Genomic DNA, 15,253 nt, shown 5'->3' on the forward strand with positions numbered 1-15,253 from the left:
AAATTAAGGAACGGTCACTTTTACCAGGTTATCAGCATAATCGAGCGACCAGCTCGTCGCCATTTCCACGTGGTCCGGCTTATGAAGATAAAAGCTGATCTGCAAATTCCGGTTTGATTTTAGGTCAACGGTAACAAAACCTTGTCTCGACTCCGAAAACAGCGAACCTTTCTTACCCTTTTTCGCGTACGTACGTTTCGCGCCAGCGCCGCTCACAATCTGCAAATGCTCATTTTTGATGAATTGAAGCCCATGCTCGTGACCAGCGACAAACACGACGTGGCTGGTACCTTCGAAAACTTTTTCTATGGCGCCGATCAGATCCTGATACATCCGGTGCCTGATGTCCTGGTTTAACACGATCGGCCGCAGAATCACATAGGTAAGGCCCAGCAATGGAGTTGGAAGGTATAACCATTCTTTCCAGTTCGTCAGCGGGAAAATGTAATCTTTCACACGAAATCTGCTCCCGTGCGGACCGTAGCTTTGAAACGGATGGTGCGAAGTCAGCAAAATGTACTTACCCTGATTTTTAAACTTCAATTCCTGCATGCGCGCCACTACTTCGTCTTTGGTTTTACATGCACAATCTTTGTAATCTTCCGGATTTACCGTTTTTAGAAGCCACCACTGGCTATCGTAGGCAATGATGGTCATACTGTCTCCCAATGCAATTTCGATTGGATCCGGGCAGCCATTTGCGGGGACCATTTTCAGGTCGGGATCATTTTGTTCGTTCAGAAATTCACCAGCCCGCCTGATTTTCTTCAACCCGTTTCCATTGCTATTATTCCAGTCATGATTTCCCGGAGTGAAATACACAGGCGCCCCGGTAGCCCTCAGAGGCTCAAACTGGGATTTCAATATCTGCTCAGTCGACCGGGCATTTTCTTCACCGGGCAACCCGATGCCTCTGGGATAAATATTATCCCCCAGGAACATCACATTCGTTTTGTTCTGAATAACCAGGTTTCCTGCCATTTTTAAAGCCTGCCTTTGCTCGTCGTTCATCTCCCCCGCATCCCCAATGAAAATAACACGCTGAACAATATCTTCCTGGGCGAAGCAAACGGATGCAAAAACTAAAAAGAATAACGGGAGCAAAAACTTTTTCATGAAGACTCGTTGAATGGGTGATTTGTAAAGATATTTGGTTTGAGAAATTAAGGGTTATGTTTTATTCAAAAGTATACGAATCATGTTTCTGCATTATGTTCCCTGCAACTCAATTACCTTCTCAATACCAATCTGTTCCAAAAAATAGGCGTCATGCGACACCACCAGCAGCGTCCCTTTGTAGGCGTTAATCGCCTCCGTCAGGATTTCGATGTTCTGAATATCCAGATTGTTGGTCGGTTCATCGAGTACGATCATGTCAGGAGCCTGGTGATGAATGGTCAGCATACAAAGCATTAGCCGCATTTTTTCGCCTCCGCTCAGCGCCTGGCAAGGTTTGTCCCAGGAAAATTTTGAAAACAAAAACCGGTTCAGTCGGATCTTGATCTCGTGCTCCTGCAACCTTCTGGAATTGAACAATTTGGCCTGCTCGTAAACAGTAAGATCGTTATTGATCAGTGAATAATCCTGATCGATGTAAATGGCCCGGAAATCTGCCGATTTAAGTGAACCGGTTTGGGGCTGCAGGTCGCCGAGCACCATCCTGATCAGAGTAGACTTTCCTGATCCGTTAGCCCCTTTTAATGCAATCCTTTCCCCGCTTATAATCTGAAAATCAAGAGGCTTTGCCCAAAGTGGCCGGTCTTCATATCCGAATTGTATATGCTCAGCGGTGATCAGGATCTTCCCGCGATGCAATGAGGAATGGTCGAAATCCATTTTCATTTTATCCGTATCTGGCAATTCGCTTCGCAAATTGCTCAATTCCTGAGCGATAGAGCCCACTTTCTCGGCGTGTACACCTTTCATTCGGGATGTACTTTTCTCGGCATTGTTCCTGAATGTGTTCATTGAAATGGTGGGAAGACCGGCTTTTTCCTGCTTTTGTTTTCCCCGCGCATCCAGTTTTTGCTGCCGCTCAATCGATTCCCGTTCCACTTCTTTTGCTTTCCGCAAAGCCTTTTCTTTGCTTTTCAGATCCTGGTTTAATGCGTCGCTCTCGGTCTTCTTTTGCTCCGAATAAAACTCAAAATTTCCCCCATAAACCGTTATTCCGCGTTTGCTCAGCTCACAGACCGTATTTGAAAGGTTCAGTAAAGTGCGGTCGTGGCTCACCACCAATACGGTGTTGGTCGTGGATTGGAGGTATTCGTATAAAATCTTTCTGGCGGGCATATCGAGGTGATTGCTCGGTTCATCGAGCAGCACGATCTCCGGCTGGTGGATCAGTATACCGGCCAGAAAAACCTTCGTTTTTTGACCGCCGCTCAGCGTTTCCATTTTTTGGAACAGATCCAGATCAGCCAATCGCCAGTGCGCGAATGCTTCCCGGCATTTTTCCTCAATGCCCCAGTCATCGTCCAGCACAGCCATATTCGCCTCCGTAACCTGACCATTCAGAATTTCAGTTAGAGCCGCGAGCTTATCCTCGATCCGCAATGCGCGGGCGACACTGTATCCATTAAACTGTCCGAAAAGCTGGGGGATATAATAAGGCTCCGACCCGGACCGCACAAACCCGGCCGAAGGTCGTAAATCACCGGAAATGATTTTCAGAAGCGTCGATTTGCCGCTGCCGTTGTTACCTATCAATGCAATTTTATCTTGCTTGTTGATCGTGAGATTCAGATCGGCAAACAGCACATCCCCGTTTGGATGTACGTATGTAACATCTTGAATAAGAACCATAATTTCTTTCCATTAAGAATGAATAATAGAGCAGCTTTTACAACTGCTTTGTTTATTTTTCCGGAAGAAACCTGATTCTTACACGTGGGATGAATTTTGATTTTGAGCTGCAAAGATAAAAAAATCAACTATGATCTGTCAAGACTTTCCACCTGCCCCGCCCCTGCGCGACTTTGTCAAATGCTATCATCTCCGGCATTTCGTTGTTTCGCAGGCCGAAAAACTGCCATTCAAACCCTACGCTCCCAGACCCGAGCAAACGCTTGCATTTTATCCGAGAGGATTTGAAAGTGTCGAATATGTAAGTTCCGGAATAATCCTTCAACGTCCTCGTTCTGTGATCATTGGGCAACCAACAGAACGAACCAACCGCCATTTGGCAGGCAGCGAATTCATCGTATTGCTGGTCAACTTTCAGCCAGGCGCATTGTATCGTCTAACCGGGATCCCATCCCATGAGCTGAACGATTCATTTGTTGATGCCGAAGCTGTATTTTCTTCTGCCATCAGTCAGGTGAATGCCCGTTTGAACAGTACCGGCGATTACCTCGAAATGATCGCGATCGTTGAAGCCTTTTTAATTGATTTGGTCAAAAACAACAGGCACGAAAGCCACCCTCTGGACCAGGTAACGGATCTGCTGGTCAGGCAACCCGAGAATGCCAGGGTACTCCGCCTTGCCGAAGCCAGCTTTTTAAGCACACGCCAGTTCGAGCGCCGTTTTCGGCAGCGTACCGGAGTCAGCCCGAAGCTTTTCGCCCGCATTTCTCGTCTGAACAAATCGGTGCGGATGAAATACAACCGCCCCGATCTGGATTGGTTGACTATCGCACTTCAATGCGGATATAATGATTATCAGCATTTGGCAAAAGACTACAAAGACCTGGCAGGCGTGCTTCCCACGACCTATTTTTTGGAAGAAACCAAAGCTCCGGAAACGCAATTCGGAATGCGCGATTCTTCGCTGTAATGCAGAATGTCGTGTTTATACCAGTGATCACATCGGCCGTTATTTCAATTTTGTTCAGACCAAAATTGAAATAAAATGAAACGGACACTTACAGCTATTCTGATTCTGATCGCGCTTTGGCCGGTTGTCGCGCAAACTTGTGAAACGGGTATACTTGATGCACGCGTCGCCGAAAGCCTCAAAACATTTCTCTCCGACCTTCCCGCCGCCCCGACGGTTTCTGTAGAAGCGATTAAAGAACGGAAAATCACGCCGCCTGCGTTTCCGGCTACAGACGTAAAAAAGCTCAGAGTTTCTTCTGACAGTGTTTCAATTCAGATCTATAACCCCGGCCACCAAACCGGATTGCCCATTATCATCAGTTTTCACCCGGGCGGATTCATAACGCCGATGCTCTCGTTTATGGAATACGAATGCTGGCGCCAGGCTAAGGTTTACAATGCACTTGTAATTGCGGTCGATTATAGAATCGCGCCGGAACACCCGTTCCCAGCGGCGGTGAATGACGCTTTTAATGCCTTCAAATGGGCCAGCGAACATGGCCACGAATACGGCGGCGATACCAGCCGGATCATCGTGCTGGGGCTCAGTGCCGGCGGTAACCTTGCAGCCGTAGTCTGCCAGAAGGCCAAAGACGCGGGATTAGTCGGCAAAATCAAACTGCAGATCCTGAACTGCCCATCGACCGATAATCCGCGCAACGCAGACCAATATCCGTCTTACCAGCGATATGCGTCCGGATACTTTTTAACAAAAAAGTTTTGTCAGTATTACATGCAGCTTTATGCTCCAGACGTCGACATCCGGAACCCTGATGTGGCGCCGATACAGCGGGAGGATCTCCATGGACTGCCGCCGGCGGTGATCATTACTGCGGAGTTCGACCCGCTCCGGGACGAAGGTTTTGCGTATTCCAACCGTTTACAAAAAGCAGGGGTAACGGTTCATTACAGGTGTTTTCCGGGTCAAATCCATAACCTGCTAGGTCTGCTTCCGGAGGCTGATGAGCTCCAACAAGCCGACAATATTGTGATCGGAGCAATGAAAAAGATTTGATAAATCATTTAACCATACGCCATTTCCGGCTTTCCGAAGTTTCGCGTTTGCAACCCATCACGAAAAATGCCACTATCAGGATAACAATGAAGACATTTGAATTCAGTAAAAAATGTGGATAGATTTGGTTTAGGGGCGACATAAAGGCTCAGGGGATTTGGAATGCACAATTTAATGCTTTTATGGGTGAGACCGTGCAAGTAAACAGGTAGCATTAAATGCCTTTTTATTTATAATATTCCACAATCCAACCGGCCACCTTTTCGCTTATCCTCATGACCACTTCCAGGAGAAAATTCATTAGCTCGGCTTCGGCGATTGTTGCAGGTGCGAGCCTTTCGTCGGCTTTACCAAATCCTTTATCTGCATTTCCAAAGCTCTTTTCACCTGCTGACAAAATACGCGTAGCCGGTATCGGGATCAACGGAATGGGCTGGGCCGACCTGAATGCCGTTCTCAAAAATCCGGGTGTGGAATGCGTGGCCTTATGCGATGCGGACAAGAATGTGCTCGACAAACGCGCGGCAGAACTGGCAGCAAAAGGTACCAAAGTAAAAACTTATGGTGATTACCGTAAGCTACTGGAAGACAAAGACATTGATGCGGTAGTAATCGGCTCTCCCGATCACTGGCATTGCCTGATGATGGTCGAGGCATGCCAGGCTGGGAAGGATGTATATGTGGAAAAACCGATCGGAAACTCCATTGCCGAATGCCGCGCGATGGTCGCTGCACAGGAGAAATACAACCGTGTGGTGCAGGTAGGTCAATGGCAGCGCAGCCAGAAACATTTCCGGGACGCAGTCGAATTTGTGCATTCGGGGAAGCTTGGGAAGATTGGTATGGTCAAGGTTTGGGGGTATTTCAATTACGGCACGCCGCTCACCAACCTGCCCGACACTGCTGCGCCTGCTGGCGTCGACTATGGAATGTGGCTCGGCCCAGCGCCAAAACGACCGTTTAATGCAAACCGTTTTCACGGTAAGTTCCGCTGGTATTGGGACTATGCCGGTGGTATCATGACCGACTGGGGCGTGCATTTGCTCGATTATGCATTACTCGGCATGAAGGCAGGCGCACCAAAAAGTGTGATGGCAACCGGAACGCAGGCATTTAATTTTGGCGTCGACGCGCCGGATACCATGACCACTGTTTTTGATTTTGGCAATTACAATATTCAGTGGGAACACGTGATCGGGTACGGTGCGGGAGTATATGGACGTGAACACGGCATTGCATTTCTGGGCGAAAACGGAACGCTCCTGCTCGACCGGAAAAGCTGGGAAGTAGTGCCACAAGGCAAGAAAATGGAGGCTGTCGCGGTGCAAAACGCATCCGATAATGGTCTGGACCTGCATGCTAAAAACTTCATTGAAGTAATCCGTTCGAGAAAACTGGAAGATCTGAATGCGCCGATCCAGGCAGGTGCAACAGTGGCTATATTGTCTCAAATGGGCAACATCGCTTACCGTACCGGGAAAAAGATCAACTGGAATCCCGAAAAAGGAAAATTCGACGACGCTGGCGCAAACAAACTGATCGAAAAAGAATACCACAACGGTTACAAAATGCCGACCTGATGATTTTAAAAAAGAAGGCTTGCCAGGTTTTATAAACCTGGCAAGTCTCTCACATCTCACATCTCACACCTCACATCTCACATCTCACATATCACATATCACCGCAAAGTCAACGCCTTAAAATCCCTCGTCAGATTGGTGAGCGACTCTTCTACTCCCATTCTTTCCAGCGACGATGCCCCTACAAAACCGTGCACATTTGTTTTTTCAAGTATAACCCGCACATCCTCAGGTGTATTTACCGGGCCTCCGTGAGCAAGGAAGAAAATGTCGGGGTTCACTTCTTTGCCCGCATCCATAATTTTCTGTGTCGTTTCAACGGCGTGATCCATGGTTACCGAGGCATTAACAACTCCTATTGAACCGCCCACCGTAGTTCCCACGTGCGCAATGATCGCATCGGCGCCTGCTTCCGCCATTTGCCTCGCTTCGTCGGGTGTTGCCACGTAAACGATGGAGAAAAGATCCATTTTACTTGCCAGCCGGATCATTTCCACTTCTTTTGCAAAACCCATCCCAGTTTCTTCCAGTACCTGCCTGAAATGTCCGTCGACAATGGAATGCGTCGGGAAATTATTCACTCCGGAAAAACCCATTTCTTTTACTTTCAGCAAATGGTGCCACATTCTGCGACGCGGGTCCGAACCATGAACCCCACAGATGACGGGTACCTCTTCCACCACCGGCAACACTTCAAACTCCCCGATCTCCATTGCCACCGCATTGGCATCCCCATACGCCATCAGTCCCGCCGTGGATCCATGCCCCGCCATTCTGAACCTGCCGGAGTTGTAAATGATGATCAGATCGGCACCGCCTTTCTCGATGAATTTGGCACTGATCCCGGTACCGGCACCGGCTGCGATAATGGCCTTTTTCTGGTCAACAGTTGCACGAAGACGCGCGCGCACTTCCTCTTTCGTATAAGGATTTCCCTTACCTGTCCACGGATTTGGCATTGTTTTAAGATTTATGAGTATTGATAATCAATTCAAGTAACTTATTCACCAGTAAATCTGCAAAAGCCGCATCGTTGATGTGCATTTCACATTCCATAACCGTCACATGTTCGCCTGCATGTTTTTTTATTGATTCAAAAAGAGCATCATCGCTTTCCGGGTCATAAAATATACTTCCGACCTGATCCACCTGCGAAATGCCATTTTTGGGCAAAATAATGGAAACCGGGCCGCCGGATGCATTTACTTTTTCGGCCAGCTCCTTTCCAAGGATTTCATTTTCTACGGCATTGGTCCGCATTAATGTCACATCCGGCGCCCAGCTGTATAATTTTCTGTTTTTATAATGCTGCGGAACAGTATCGAGATGCCCGAAATTCACCATATCCAGGCAACCGGGAACGATAACCTGTGGAATACCTTTTTCCGAGGCGGCGGTAAGCCTGTCCGGCCCCGCGCTGCAAATGCCATCACAAAGATGATCCGCGAGTTCCGTGGTCGTAATGTCCAGTACCGCTTCAAAACAGCCTTCTGAAATGAGGGCTTCCATGGCTTTTCCACCGACGCCGTTCGCATGAAATGCGAGTACTTCATACCCGCGTTTTTTCAACAATTCCGTGCATTGGTCGACGCAGGGAGTGGTGTTCCCAAACATACTGATCGCGATATTTCCCCGTGGCGACAATCCGGAAAGTGCTGCGGAACCCGCCATCGCGCCGATAGCACCGGCAGCCTGTTTGATCAAAACCTTCAAAATACTGTTCAATCCCGCCACATCCACGACCGAGGGCATCAAAGTAATGTCTTTGTGGCCAATCTGCCTCGTCAGATCTTTGGTAGCAAGTGTAGAAAGACAAAGTTTTGGAATGCCGAGCGGGATTTCCTGCATGGCAGACAATGCGATGTAGGTCCCGCCGCCGCCGCCCATCCCGATCGCTCCTTTGACAAGACCATCGTTCACCAGCTTTCCCACGATTTTCGCCGCGCCGACGCCCATCACATCCATCGCATGTCCACGGTCCCTTTTCTCTCTCAGATCTGTAATGCGGTATCCGACTTCCTGCGCCACCTGGTCAGATTCGAAATCCACCGGAAAATCTTCTGTGGTGCCTAAAACGCCGGTATTAATAGTGATTACCTCTTCCCCCAGTGCCAAAATACAGCTTCGGAGGTAAGCAAATGCTTCACTTTTGGTATCAAAACAACCCATAACCAGGATGGATTTCTTATCGGGACCGTAACTCATTTTCCGACCGCTTTGATCCTGTACAAAACACCAGTTGATTTTTCGAGATATGCCGCATCGGAGAACCATTCGTTTTGCATATCACTCATTAAAAGAGCTTTACCGGTCATGATGAAGTTGAGTTTTTTCAGCGACTATATCCGGTTGTGAAGATCGCTTTTTTTCTTTAACCTGCTGCAACCTGATCCGTATAAGTAACTAATCCAGAGACCTGATGGGTATCCGGATCGGGTTGTAGGCTTTTGCATTTGATTGATTCAGTTAACTAAATAATCACATGAAAAAGAAAGTAATTTTTAACGGACTAATGCTCACACTCGTGGGTCTGTTCATGACCACATTCGCTTTCGCCCAGGCTGACAAGGCCAGCCGCCCAAGTCCTCCGCAAACCGCTTCCGGAAAAGTGGGAGGTGCAACGGTAACGATCAATTATTCAAGCCCTTCTGTAAAAGGAAGAAAGATTTTTGGCGACCTGGTACCTTATGACAAAGTATGGAGAGCAGGCGCAAACGAAGCGACGATATTCGAGACCGACAAGGATATTACGGTGGGCGGCAAGAAATTACCCGCTGGCAAATACAGCCTTTACGCCATTCCGGGTGCCAACGAATGGTCTTTTGTTTTCAATTCCGAGACCGGCCAGTGGGGTATAAAACGTGGTGGCGACACCTCGAAAGACGCGTCGAAAGATGTTCTTACCGTAACCGCAAAACCGGCTAAAAGTGCATCGTTAAATGAAAAGCTGGCCTACGAAGTAACATCAACCGGTTTTGTGCTGCGTTGGGAAAACACCGAGGTGCCCGTTTCCATCAAATAATCGCGATCTCATTTTTATTTAAAACAACAGAAGCTGCCTCGAACGGGCAGCTTCTGTTGTTTTACACTCACATTCTGGCAATTACTCTACCCGGAGCACGTGTGGAATGTCGTGCATGTGTACGGTTTTTGTAATTCCCAAATAGTGCCGCTCCTCGCGGTATTCGGTTTTCGGAGTTGAAAGCATGCCGGATGAATGGTTTGTTCATCACAAAGCTAATGCCTCAAAAAAGTACTCCCGGGGTGTGATTGCGACAAAAGAGGTGGGAAATCGGGCCAGTGGCCGCCAGACCAAACTGCACCCGATCTCTCACCCGGTATTTCCTACTTCTTCAAATGTTTTTTAACAGCTTCCACCGAAGGTCCGGCGGCTTTTACCGCCTCTTCCAGCTCTTGCCTGGTAACACCCAGCGTATCAGTCCAGTAAGATACTTCATAGTCTTCGCTCAGGTTGATCCGGCTGCTATCTGCCGGCCCTTTTTTGGTTTTGTCGTCAGCCATGATTGCAATGTTTGATTGTATCGCATAACTATAAAAAACCGTACCGGTTTGCGTATTTCGAATGATTGGGTTCCCGATTACACAACGCACCGGGCGTTCATCTACCGAACCACCCTGCCTCTTTTGCCAGGAACACAAGTTCGGCGATGACAACCACGGAGGTCACCGCAATCACCGCGATTTTAATCTTGCTTTTCTTTGTGACGGGTTCTTTCTTCTGAACTTCCGTTTTCGTCTCAACGACCACAGGTCTCCGCATCAACGGGGCGTCTGTGCCGATTTTGGCCTTATGAAGTTCAAATAGCTCCCTACGCTTCTGCTCCAGATTCGAATCCATAAAATCAATATTATTTTAGTCCTGAAATAAATGACCAAACTTCCTGAAAAACGTCAATAGTTTACTCAAAATTTTGGTCCGATCCCACAAGCACATCATTTATTTTTTCCTGTCCGGGCTGCGGCATTTCCAAAAACAGAACGGTCACCACTATGCGTAATGGCCATTTTTGGTCGTTTGTCGATGAACGAGGTTGTATGCCGACAGCATTTATTTTTCGAGAATTATCGGCGCATTATTGTACTGACAAAGGATTGGTAAACCGCAACTCTGACCACCATGTTCAGGAACTATTTCAAAATCGCTCAGAGGAACTTGCTGCGACACAAAAGTTTCTCTTTTATCAACATCCTGGGGCTGACCGTCGGGTTGACCTGCTGTTTTCTGATCCTGGTTTTTGTTCGCCATGAGCTGAGTTACGATACTTTTCATGCCAAATACGATCGGATTTACCGGCTCAATTACATGCCCAAATTCGCCGGGTACTCTCAGTTTATCGGCTTGACCCCGGCAGTCGCGTCGCCATTGCTGCCTGATTATTTCTCAGAGATCGAAACGTCGGCCAGGGTTTACCGGAGCAATGCGACCATCGAAGTCCCTACCGATTCCAATACGCGGCCGGTCAAGTTTGATGAAGACCATTTTTACTTCGCCGATTCCAGTCTGATGGATATTTTCTCGTTTCAGTTTTTAGAAGGCAATGTGCGGACTGCATTGAAAGACAAATATTCAGTAGTGATCACAGAGAAGATCTCGGGCAAATATTTCGGGGGACAAAACGCCCTGGGCCGGACTTTGATTTATGAGGGAAAACATCCGTTGAAAGTCACGGGCGTAATCAAAGAACTGCCCGACAACTCCCACATCCGCATCGATTTACTCTCGGACTACCAAACCATGTTTGCGACAGAAAGTGAGCTCGTGCGTACCAATCTGCCGCAAAACTGGGTGATCACGCATTCTTCGACCTATGTACTGCTGCGTCCGGGCAGATCCCCGGCGACGGTTAACGCACGATTGCCGAAGTTTTTGGCGACACACGCCGACAAGGAACTGGCAAAGGATATCGAATACACGTTACAGCCGCTGACCGACATTCACCTGAATGCAGAAGTGGAATCCAATCAGGAAGTTTCGGGAAGCATGACGTACATTTATGTTTTCCTGGGCATCGGGTTTATGACGTTACTGATCGCCTGCATCAACTTCGTAAACCTGTCCACGGCGCGTTCCCTGAAACGGGCGCGGGAAGTAGGCATTCGCAAAGCATTAGGTAGCGAAAAAAGTCAGATCGTCGCACAGTTTTTGGGAGAATCTTTGCTGCTGAGCGGCATTGCATTGTTTTTTGCCTTGGTGTTAATCAGCCTGTTACTTCCGGCACTAAATCATCTCACCGACAAGAATCTCACATTTACGTACCTGTTTTCCAGTCCATTATTCCTCTTTGCATTTGTCGGGATCGCGGTTGTCGCCGGGCTTCTTTCGGGAAGTTATCCTGCATTTTTCGTTTCGCGTTTCCAGCCGATCGCCACTTTGAAAGGAAGCTTTGTGAGTGGAAAAGCAAAAGGCGGCACGCTCAGACATGTTTTGTTGGGTTTTCAGTTTGTCACATCCATTGTGCTGATTATCGGCGCATTCGTCGCATTCCGACAGTTGAACTACCTCATGGAGCAACCTATGGGTTTTGACAAAGACTTCATGATTACTGCGAATGCGCGGAACGAGAAGATTACGAATGTTTTTGCGCCGAGAAACGACAGTGCCTATTTCCGTTTAAAGACATTTAAAGAAACCATACTTCAAAATCCCTCGGTTACGGAAGTGACGTTCTCCACAGAAAGAATGGGCGCGGGGCTTGTTCAGCGAAATGTGGTACCGGAGGGAAAAACGCAGGAAAGCAATCTTTTCATAGGTACGCTCGGGACTGATTTCAATTTTGTTAAAACCTATAACCTGAAACTCGCTGCCGGCCGCGACCTTTCCGACCGTTTTTCAACGGATAAAAATGCCGGTTTTCTGATCAACGAAACAGGTGTAAAACAACTGGGCTGGAAATCGGCCGGGGAAGCCATTAATAAGTCACTGGTGATGGAAGGAAAACAAGGCCGGATCGTGGGCGTATTAAAGGATTTCCACAATCAATCGCTTCAGAACCCGATCCAGGGAATGCTCATGCACATCGACCAGCCGCTGCTGACACAGATCTCCATTAAACTCTCGCCCCGGAACATGGAAAAAACATTATCCTATGTCGGCGGAGAATGGGACAAACAGTTTCCGGAAAAAGGATTTGACTATGCATTTCTGGATCAGAGCATCGCGAATGCATACGAAAGGGAACAGCGGCTTAGTAAACTCATCGGCTACTTCGCCGGATTGGCAATCCTGATCTCCTGTCTGGGATTATACGGCCTCGTATCCATCGTGACCCAGCACCGGATCAAGGAAATCGGCATCCGGAAAGTGCTGGGCGCCACCGTACCGAATATCGTGCAGCTGCTGGCGCGGGACTTTGTGATTTTGGTGATCATCGCATTCATTATCGCCAGCCCCGTTTCCTGGTACGTCCTGAATAAGTGGCTGGAAAACTTTGCATTTAAAACCAACATTGCGTGGTGGATCTTTGGAGTCGCGGGGATACTTACGATTGTGATTACGTTCGCGACGGTGAGTTTTCAGAGTATCAAGGCTGCATTAACCAATCCTGTGAAGTCTCTGCATTCAGAGTAATGTCCGGAGCAAGCGGCAGGAAACGTGGCCGAACAGAACTTATGTGATTAACTTTTTAGAGGTGACCTGGCTTCCGGGTTACCTCTTTTTACAAATAACCCGCCAAGAACAAGTAACACACTATCTTTGCCGTTATCAAAACTGTACAGAAACGCTCATCGCGGATCTGGCTTATTATACACCTCTTAACTTAGAAACCAATGACAAAAAGTATTCTGTTAATTCTTGCCGGCGCTATTTTTGCCTTCTCATCCTGCCAACAAAAAACAGCGGATAATGCCGAAGGTTCAGACAAGGACAGCACTGCCGCCGCCGCCGGCGCACCCGTTGAAACTCAAAAAGCCAATTCCGCTTACAAACCTGCATTTGAGGGCCAGACGAGGATCAGTGGCATTAAATCTACTACAGCATATGAGGGTAAGGTTTTATCCAGCGAATTGAAAAACCCGTGGGGAATCACCAGCTTGCCCGATGGCCGCCTGATCATCACTGAAAAAGCAGGTACCATGCGCATTGCGACTACCGCCGGCGTTTTGAGCGCACCGATTACCGGCATTCCGGCCGTGAATGCGGAGGGACAAGGTGGTTTACTGGGAATACGCGTCGATCCTGATTTTGAGAATAACAGAATGGTATACTGGGTTTTTGCGGAAGCCCGCCCGGGCGGTAACCTCACTGCAGTAGCCAAAGGAAAACTTTCGGCCGACGAAAAGAAAATCGAAGGCGCGACGGTCATTTACCGCGCTACCCCTGCGTTCCCGAGCAATTTGCATTACGGCGGACGCATACTTTTTGACAAAAAAGGTGACCTGGTCATCAGTACCGGCGAACGTTCGGATACCGTTTCAAGACCGCAGGCACAGCATTTAAATTCCAGCCTCGGAAAAGTGATCCGCATTACCAAAGATGGAAAACCGGTTTCGGGCAATCCATTTGAAGGAAAAGCAGGTGCCAAGCCGGAACTGTATTCGTACGGACACCGCAATGTGCAGGGCCTTGCATTTCACCCGGTTACGGGCGATTTGTGGGAAGTGGAATTTGGCCCGAGAGGCGGCGACGAGCTGAACCGCATTGAGGCAGGCAAAAACTACGGCTGGCCTACCATCACGTATGGGATCGAATACAGCGGCAAAAAAATCGGAGACTCCATCCAGGTAAAAGAAGGAATGGAGCAACCTGTATACTATTGGGACCCGGTAGTTTCTCCGAGCGGCATAACCTTTTACAGCAGCGACAGCATCCCTGAATGGAAAAATAACTTGTTCATCGGTGGATTGAGCAGCATGCACATCGCCAGACTTGTCATCGAAAACAACAAAGTCGTGGGCGAAGAAAGACTTCTTTCCGGTGAAGGTCAGCGTTTCCGTGACGTAACCGAAGGCAAAGACGGCGCACTCTATGCAGTAACAGACCAGGGTCGGTTATATCGGGTTTATAAAAAGTAGTGGCAAGCGTGTGGCTTGGGTCGAAATGGTTCGAAGGTTGCATTAAGATATTGTAACCGATTGCCGACAGTTTGGTACATGTGAATTTCTTTTACTAAATTTCCCATCTAAACTACGCTATGAAAACCATTTCGATCCTGTTGTCCGCACTTGCATTTCTGGCATCCGTCAACGGTTTTGCGCAGGGACGAAAATATCTTAACGATGCCAATCTGGACGTGCATATCATGCCGATCGCACTGGTATTCCCCGATCCGTCGCTGCGGATTGGTGCTGAGTACATGACGAGTGGAAGGTGGAGTTTCGGGCTGAGCCTGGGCGCCGGCACGAGCGCATTATCGTACAATACGCCATTTAGCCCCGGAAACTCTAAAAGATACAACATGATGGAGATCCGTCCCGAGGTTAAATTCTATTGGTTGAAAAGGAACGAAATGGGGTGGTATGCTGCGGCGGAAGGATTTGTTTCCAATGCAAACCGGCAGCTCGGAAAAAACTCTCATTATCTTTCGGACAGCACGCAGATGCATTTCGAAAGTGCCCATTTCAGCAAAAAGAAAACGGGTATGGTGGGAAAAATAGGAGTGAAATTTTTGATACCAAAACGCCTGACGATCGATATGTATACCGGCTTAGGACTGGCCAGGACAAACGTGACGTATTCAAAAATTGAAAACCCGACGGAGGAATTTTACGATCCGTTTTTTGAAGTCGAGAATTTCTACCCCGGCAAAAAATTCACACCGGTCGTTTCACTTGGAATAAAGTTTGGCATGCTGGTTTGGCAATAACACATCAACATCACTAT

At 48.1% G+C, this 15,253-nt stretch carries 13 protein-coding genes; 7 read left to right on the top strand and 6 right to left on the bottom strand.

Annotated features, from left to right (window positions below; genetic code table 11):
* Nucleotides 1-3 precede the first annotated feature (3 nt).
* Together LZG72_RS18100 and abc-f are read right to left on the bottom strand one after the other, a co-directional pair.
* Nucleotides 4-1,116 (bottom strand): metallophosphoesterase, encoded by a 1,113-nt coding sequence (locus LZG72_RS18100; RefSeq protein ID WP_233875680.1) that lies wholly within the window; start codon nucleotides 1,114-1,116, stop codon nucleotides 4-6.
* 93 nt (nucleotides 1,117-1,209) lie between these two features.
* Nucleotides 1,210-2,805: a ribosomal protection-like ABC-F family protein gene (abc-f, locus tag LZG72_RS18105; RefSeq protein ID WP_233875682.1), complete on the bottom strand. Its 1,596-nt coding sequence runs from the start codon at nucleotides 2,803-2,805 to the stop codon at nucleotides 1,210-1,212.
* A gap of 130 nt (nucleotides 2,806-2,935) precedes the next feature.
* Here abc-f and LZG72_RS18110 point away from each other — a divergent pair, with 130 nt between their 5' ends.
* From LZG72_RS18110 to LZG72_RS18120, 3 genes are all read left to right on the top strand, one after another.
* Nucleotides 2,936-3,775, top strand: coding sequence for a helix-turn-helix domain-containing protein (locus LZG72_RS18110; protein ID WP_233875684.1), 840 nt, complete (start codon nucleotides 2,936-2,938; stop codon nucleotides 3,773-3,775).
* Between the two features lie 75 nt (nucleotides 3,776-3,850).
* Nucleotides 3,851-4,831: an alpha/beta hydrolase gene (locus LZG72_RS18115; RefSeq protein ID WP_233875686.1), complete on the top strand. Its 981-nt coding sequence runs from the start codon at nucleotides 3,851-3,853 to the stop codon at nucleotides 4,829-4,831.
* Nucleotides 4,832-5,106: 275 nt separating this feature from the next.
* Nucleotides 5,107-6,411 carry a Gfo/Idh/MocA family protein gene (locus tag LZG72_RS18120; RefSeq protein WP_233875688.1) on the top strand — a complete coding sequence of 435 codons (1,305 nt, stop codon included), beginning with the start codon at nucleotides 5,107-5,109 and terminating at the stop codon, nucleotides 6,409-6,411.
* Between the two features lie 98 nt (nucleotides 6,412-6,509).
* Here the strand turns inward: LZG72_RS18120 and LZG72_RS18125 are convergent, their stop codons facing one another.
* Together LZG72_RS18125 and LZG72_RS18130 are read right to left on the bottom strand one after the other, a co-directional pair.
* A complete protein-coding gene (locus LZG72_RS18125; protein ID WP_233875690.1) occupies nucleotides 6,510-7,370 on the bottom strand; it encodes a phosphoenolpyruvate hydrolase family protein in 861 nt (286 codons plus the stop codon).
* Between the two features lie 4 nt (nucleotides 7,371-7,374).
* Nucleotides 7,375-8,616: a Tm-1-like ATP-binding domain-containing protein gene (locus LZG72_RS18130; protein ID WP_233875692.1), complete on the bottom strand. Its 1,242-nt coding sequence runs from the start codon at nucleotides 8,614-8,616 to the stop codon at nucleotides 7,375-7,377.
* A gap of 277 nt (nucleotides 8,617-8,893) precedes the next feature.
* On the opposite strand from LZG72_RS18130, the gene LZG72_RS18135 reads away from it, so the two are divergent.
* Nucleotides 8,894-9,433 carry a DUF2911 domain-containing protein gene (locus LZG72_RS18135; RefSeq protein WP_233875694.1) on the top strand — a complete coding sequence of 180 codons (540 nt, stop codon included), beginning with the start codon at nucleotides 8,894-8,896 and terminating at the stop codon, nucleotides 9,431-9,433.
* Between the two features lie 323 nt (nucleotides 9,434-9,756).
* Here LZG72_RS18135 and LZG72_RS18140 read toward each other — a convergent pair whose 3' ends face one another.
* Both LZG72_RS18140 and LZG72_RS18145 read right to left on the bottom strand, forming a co-directional pair.
* Entirely contained in the window at nucleotides 9,757-9,933 is a 177-nt protein-coding gene (locus tag LZG72_RS18140; protein ID WP_233875696.1) for a DUF3606 domain-containing protein, read from the bottom strand.
* Nucleotides 9,934-10,030: 97 nt separating this feature from the next.
* Nucleotides 10,031-10,270 carry a hypothetical protein gene (locus LZG72_RS18145; RefSeq protein ID WP_233875699.1) on the bottom strand — a complete coding sequence of 80 codons (240 nt, stop codon included), beginning with the start codon at nucleotides 10,268-10,270 and terminating at the stop codon, nucleotides 10,031-10,033.
* A gap of 279 nt (nucleotides 10,271-10,549) precedes the next feature.
* Here LZG72_RS18145 and LZG72_RS18150 point away from each other — a divergent pair, with 279 nt between their 5' ends.
* The 3 genes from LZG72_RS18150 (at nucleotide 10,550) to LZG72_RS18160 (ending at nucleotide 15,236) form a co-directional block, all read left to right on the top strand.
* The gene (locus tag LZG72_RS18150; RefSeq protein ID WP_233875701.1) at nucleotides 10,550-13,000 is read left to right on the top strand and encodes an ABC transporter permease; all 2,451 of its coding nucleotides are present in this window, start codon (nucleotides 10,550-10,552) and stop codon (nucleotides 12,998-13,000) included.
* Nucleotides 13,001-13,200: 200 nt separating this feature from the next.
* Entirely contained in the window at nucleotides 13,201-14,445 is a 1,245-nt protein-coding gene (locus LZG72_RS18155; protein ID WP_233875703.1) for a PQQ-dependent sugar dehydrogenase, read from the top strand.
* Nucleotides 14,446-14,564: 119 nt separating this feature from the next.
* Nucleotides 14,565-15,236 (top strand): DUF3575 domain-containing protein, encoded by a 672-nt coding sequence (locus LZG72_RS18160; RefSeq protein ID WP_233875705.1) that lies wholly within the window; start codon nucleotides 14,565-14,567, stop codon nucleotides 15,234-15,236.
* Nucleotides 15,237-15,253: the final 17 nt, after the last annotated feature.

It is taken from the genome of Dyadobacter sp. CY323 (assembly GCF_021390245.1).
In the GTDB taxonomy this organism is placed as follows: domain Bacteria; phylum Bacteroidota; class Bacteroidia; order Cytophagales; family Spirosomataceae; genus Dyadobacter.

Bases quoted from the DNA above. Each gene is read 5' to 3' on its own strand.
- LZG72_RS18100 (WP_233875680.1), bottom strand. From the start codon at position 1,116: ATGAAAAAGTTTTTGCTCCCGTTATTCTTTTTAGTTTTTGCATCCGTT.
- abc-f (WP_233875682.1), bottom strand. From the start codon at position 2,805: ATGGTTCTTATTCAAGATGTTACATACGTACATCCAAACGGGGATGTG.
- LZG72_RS18110 (WP_233875684.1), top strand. From the start codon at position 2,936: ATGATCTGTCAAGACTTTCCACCTGCCCCGCCCCTGCGCGACTTTGTC.
- LZG72_RS18115 (WP_233875686.1), top strand. From the start codon at position 3,851: ATGAAACGGACACTTACAGCTATTCTGATTCTGATCGCGCTTTGGCCG.
- LZG72_RS18120 (WP_233875688.1), top strand. From the start codon at position 5,107: ATGACCACTTCCAGGAGAAAATTCATTAGCTCGGCTTCGGCGATTGTT.
- LZG72_RS18125 (WP_233875690.1), bottom strand. From the start codon at position 7,370: ATGCCAAATCCGTGGACAGGTAAGGGAAATCCTTATACGAAAGAGGAA.
- LZG72_RS18130 (WP_233875692.1), bottom strand. From the start codon at position 8,616: ATGAGTTACGGTCCCGATAAGAAATCCATCCTGGTTATGGGTTGTTTT.
- LZG72_RS18135 (WP_233875694.1), top strand. From the start codon at position 8,894: ATGAAAAAGAAAGTAATTTTTAACGGACTAATGCTCACACTCGTGGGT.
- LZG72_RS18140 (WP_233875696.1), bottom strand. From the start codon at position 9,933: ATGGCTGACGACAAAACCAAAAAAGGGCCGGCAGATAGCAGCCGGATC.
- LZG72_RS18145 (WP_233875699.1), bottom strand. From the start codon at position 10,270: ATGGATTCGAATCTGGAGCAGAAGCGTAGGGAGCTATTTGAACTTCAT.
- LZG72_RS18150 (WP_233875701.1), top strand. From the start codon at position 10,550: ATGTTCAGGAACTATTTCAAAATCGCTCAGAGGAACTTGCTGCGACAC.
- LZG72_RS18155 (WP_233875703.1), top strand. From the start codon at position 13,201: ATGACAAAAAGTATTCTGTTAATTCTTGCCGGCGCTATTTTTGCCTTC.
- LZG72_RS18160 (WP_233875705.1), top strand. From the start codon at position 14,565: ATGAAAACCATTTCGATCCTGTTGTCCGCACTTGCATTTCTGGCATCC.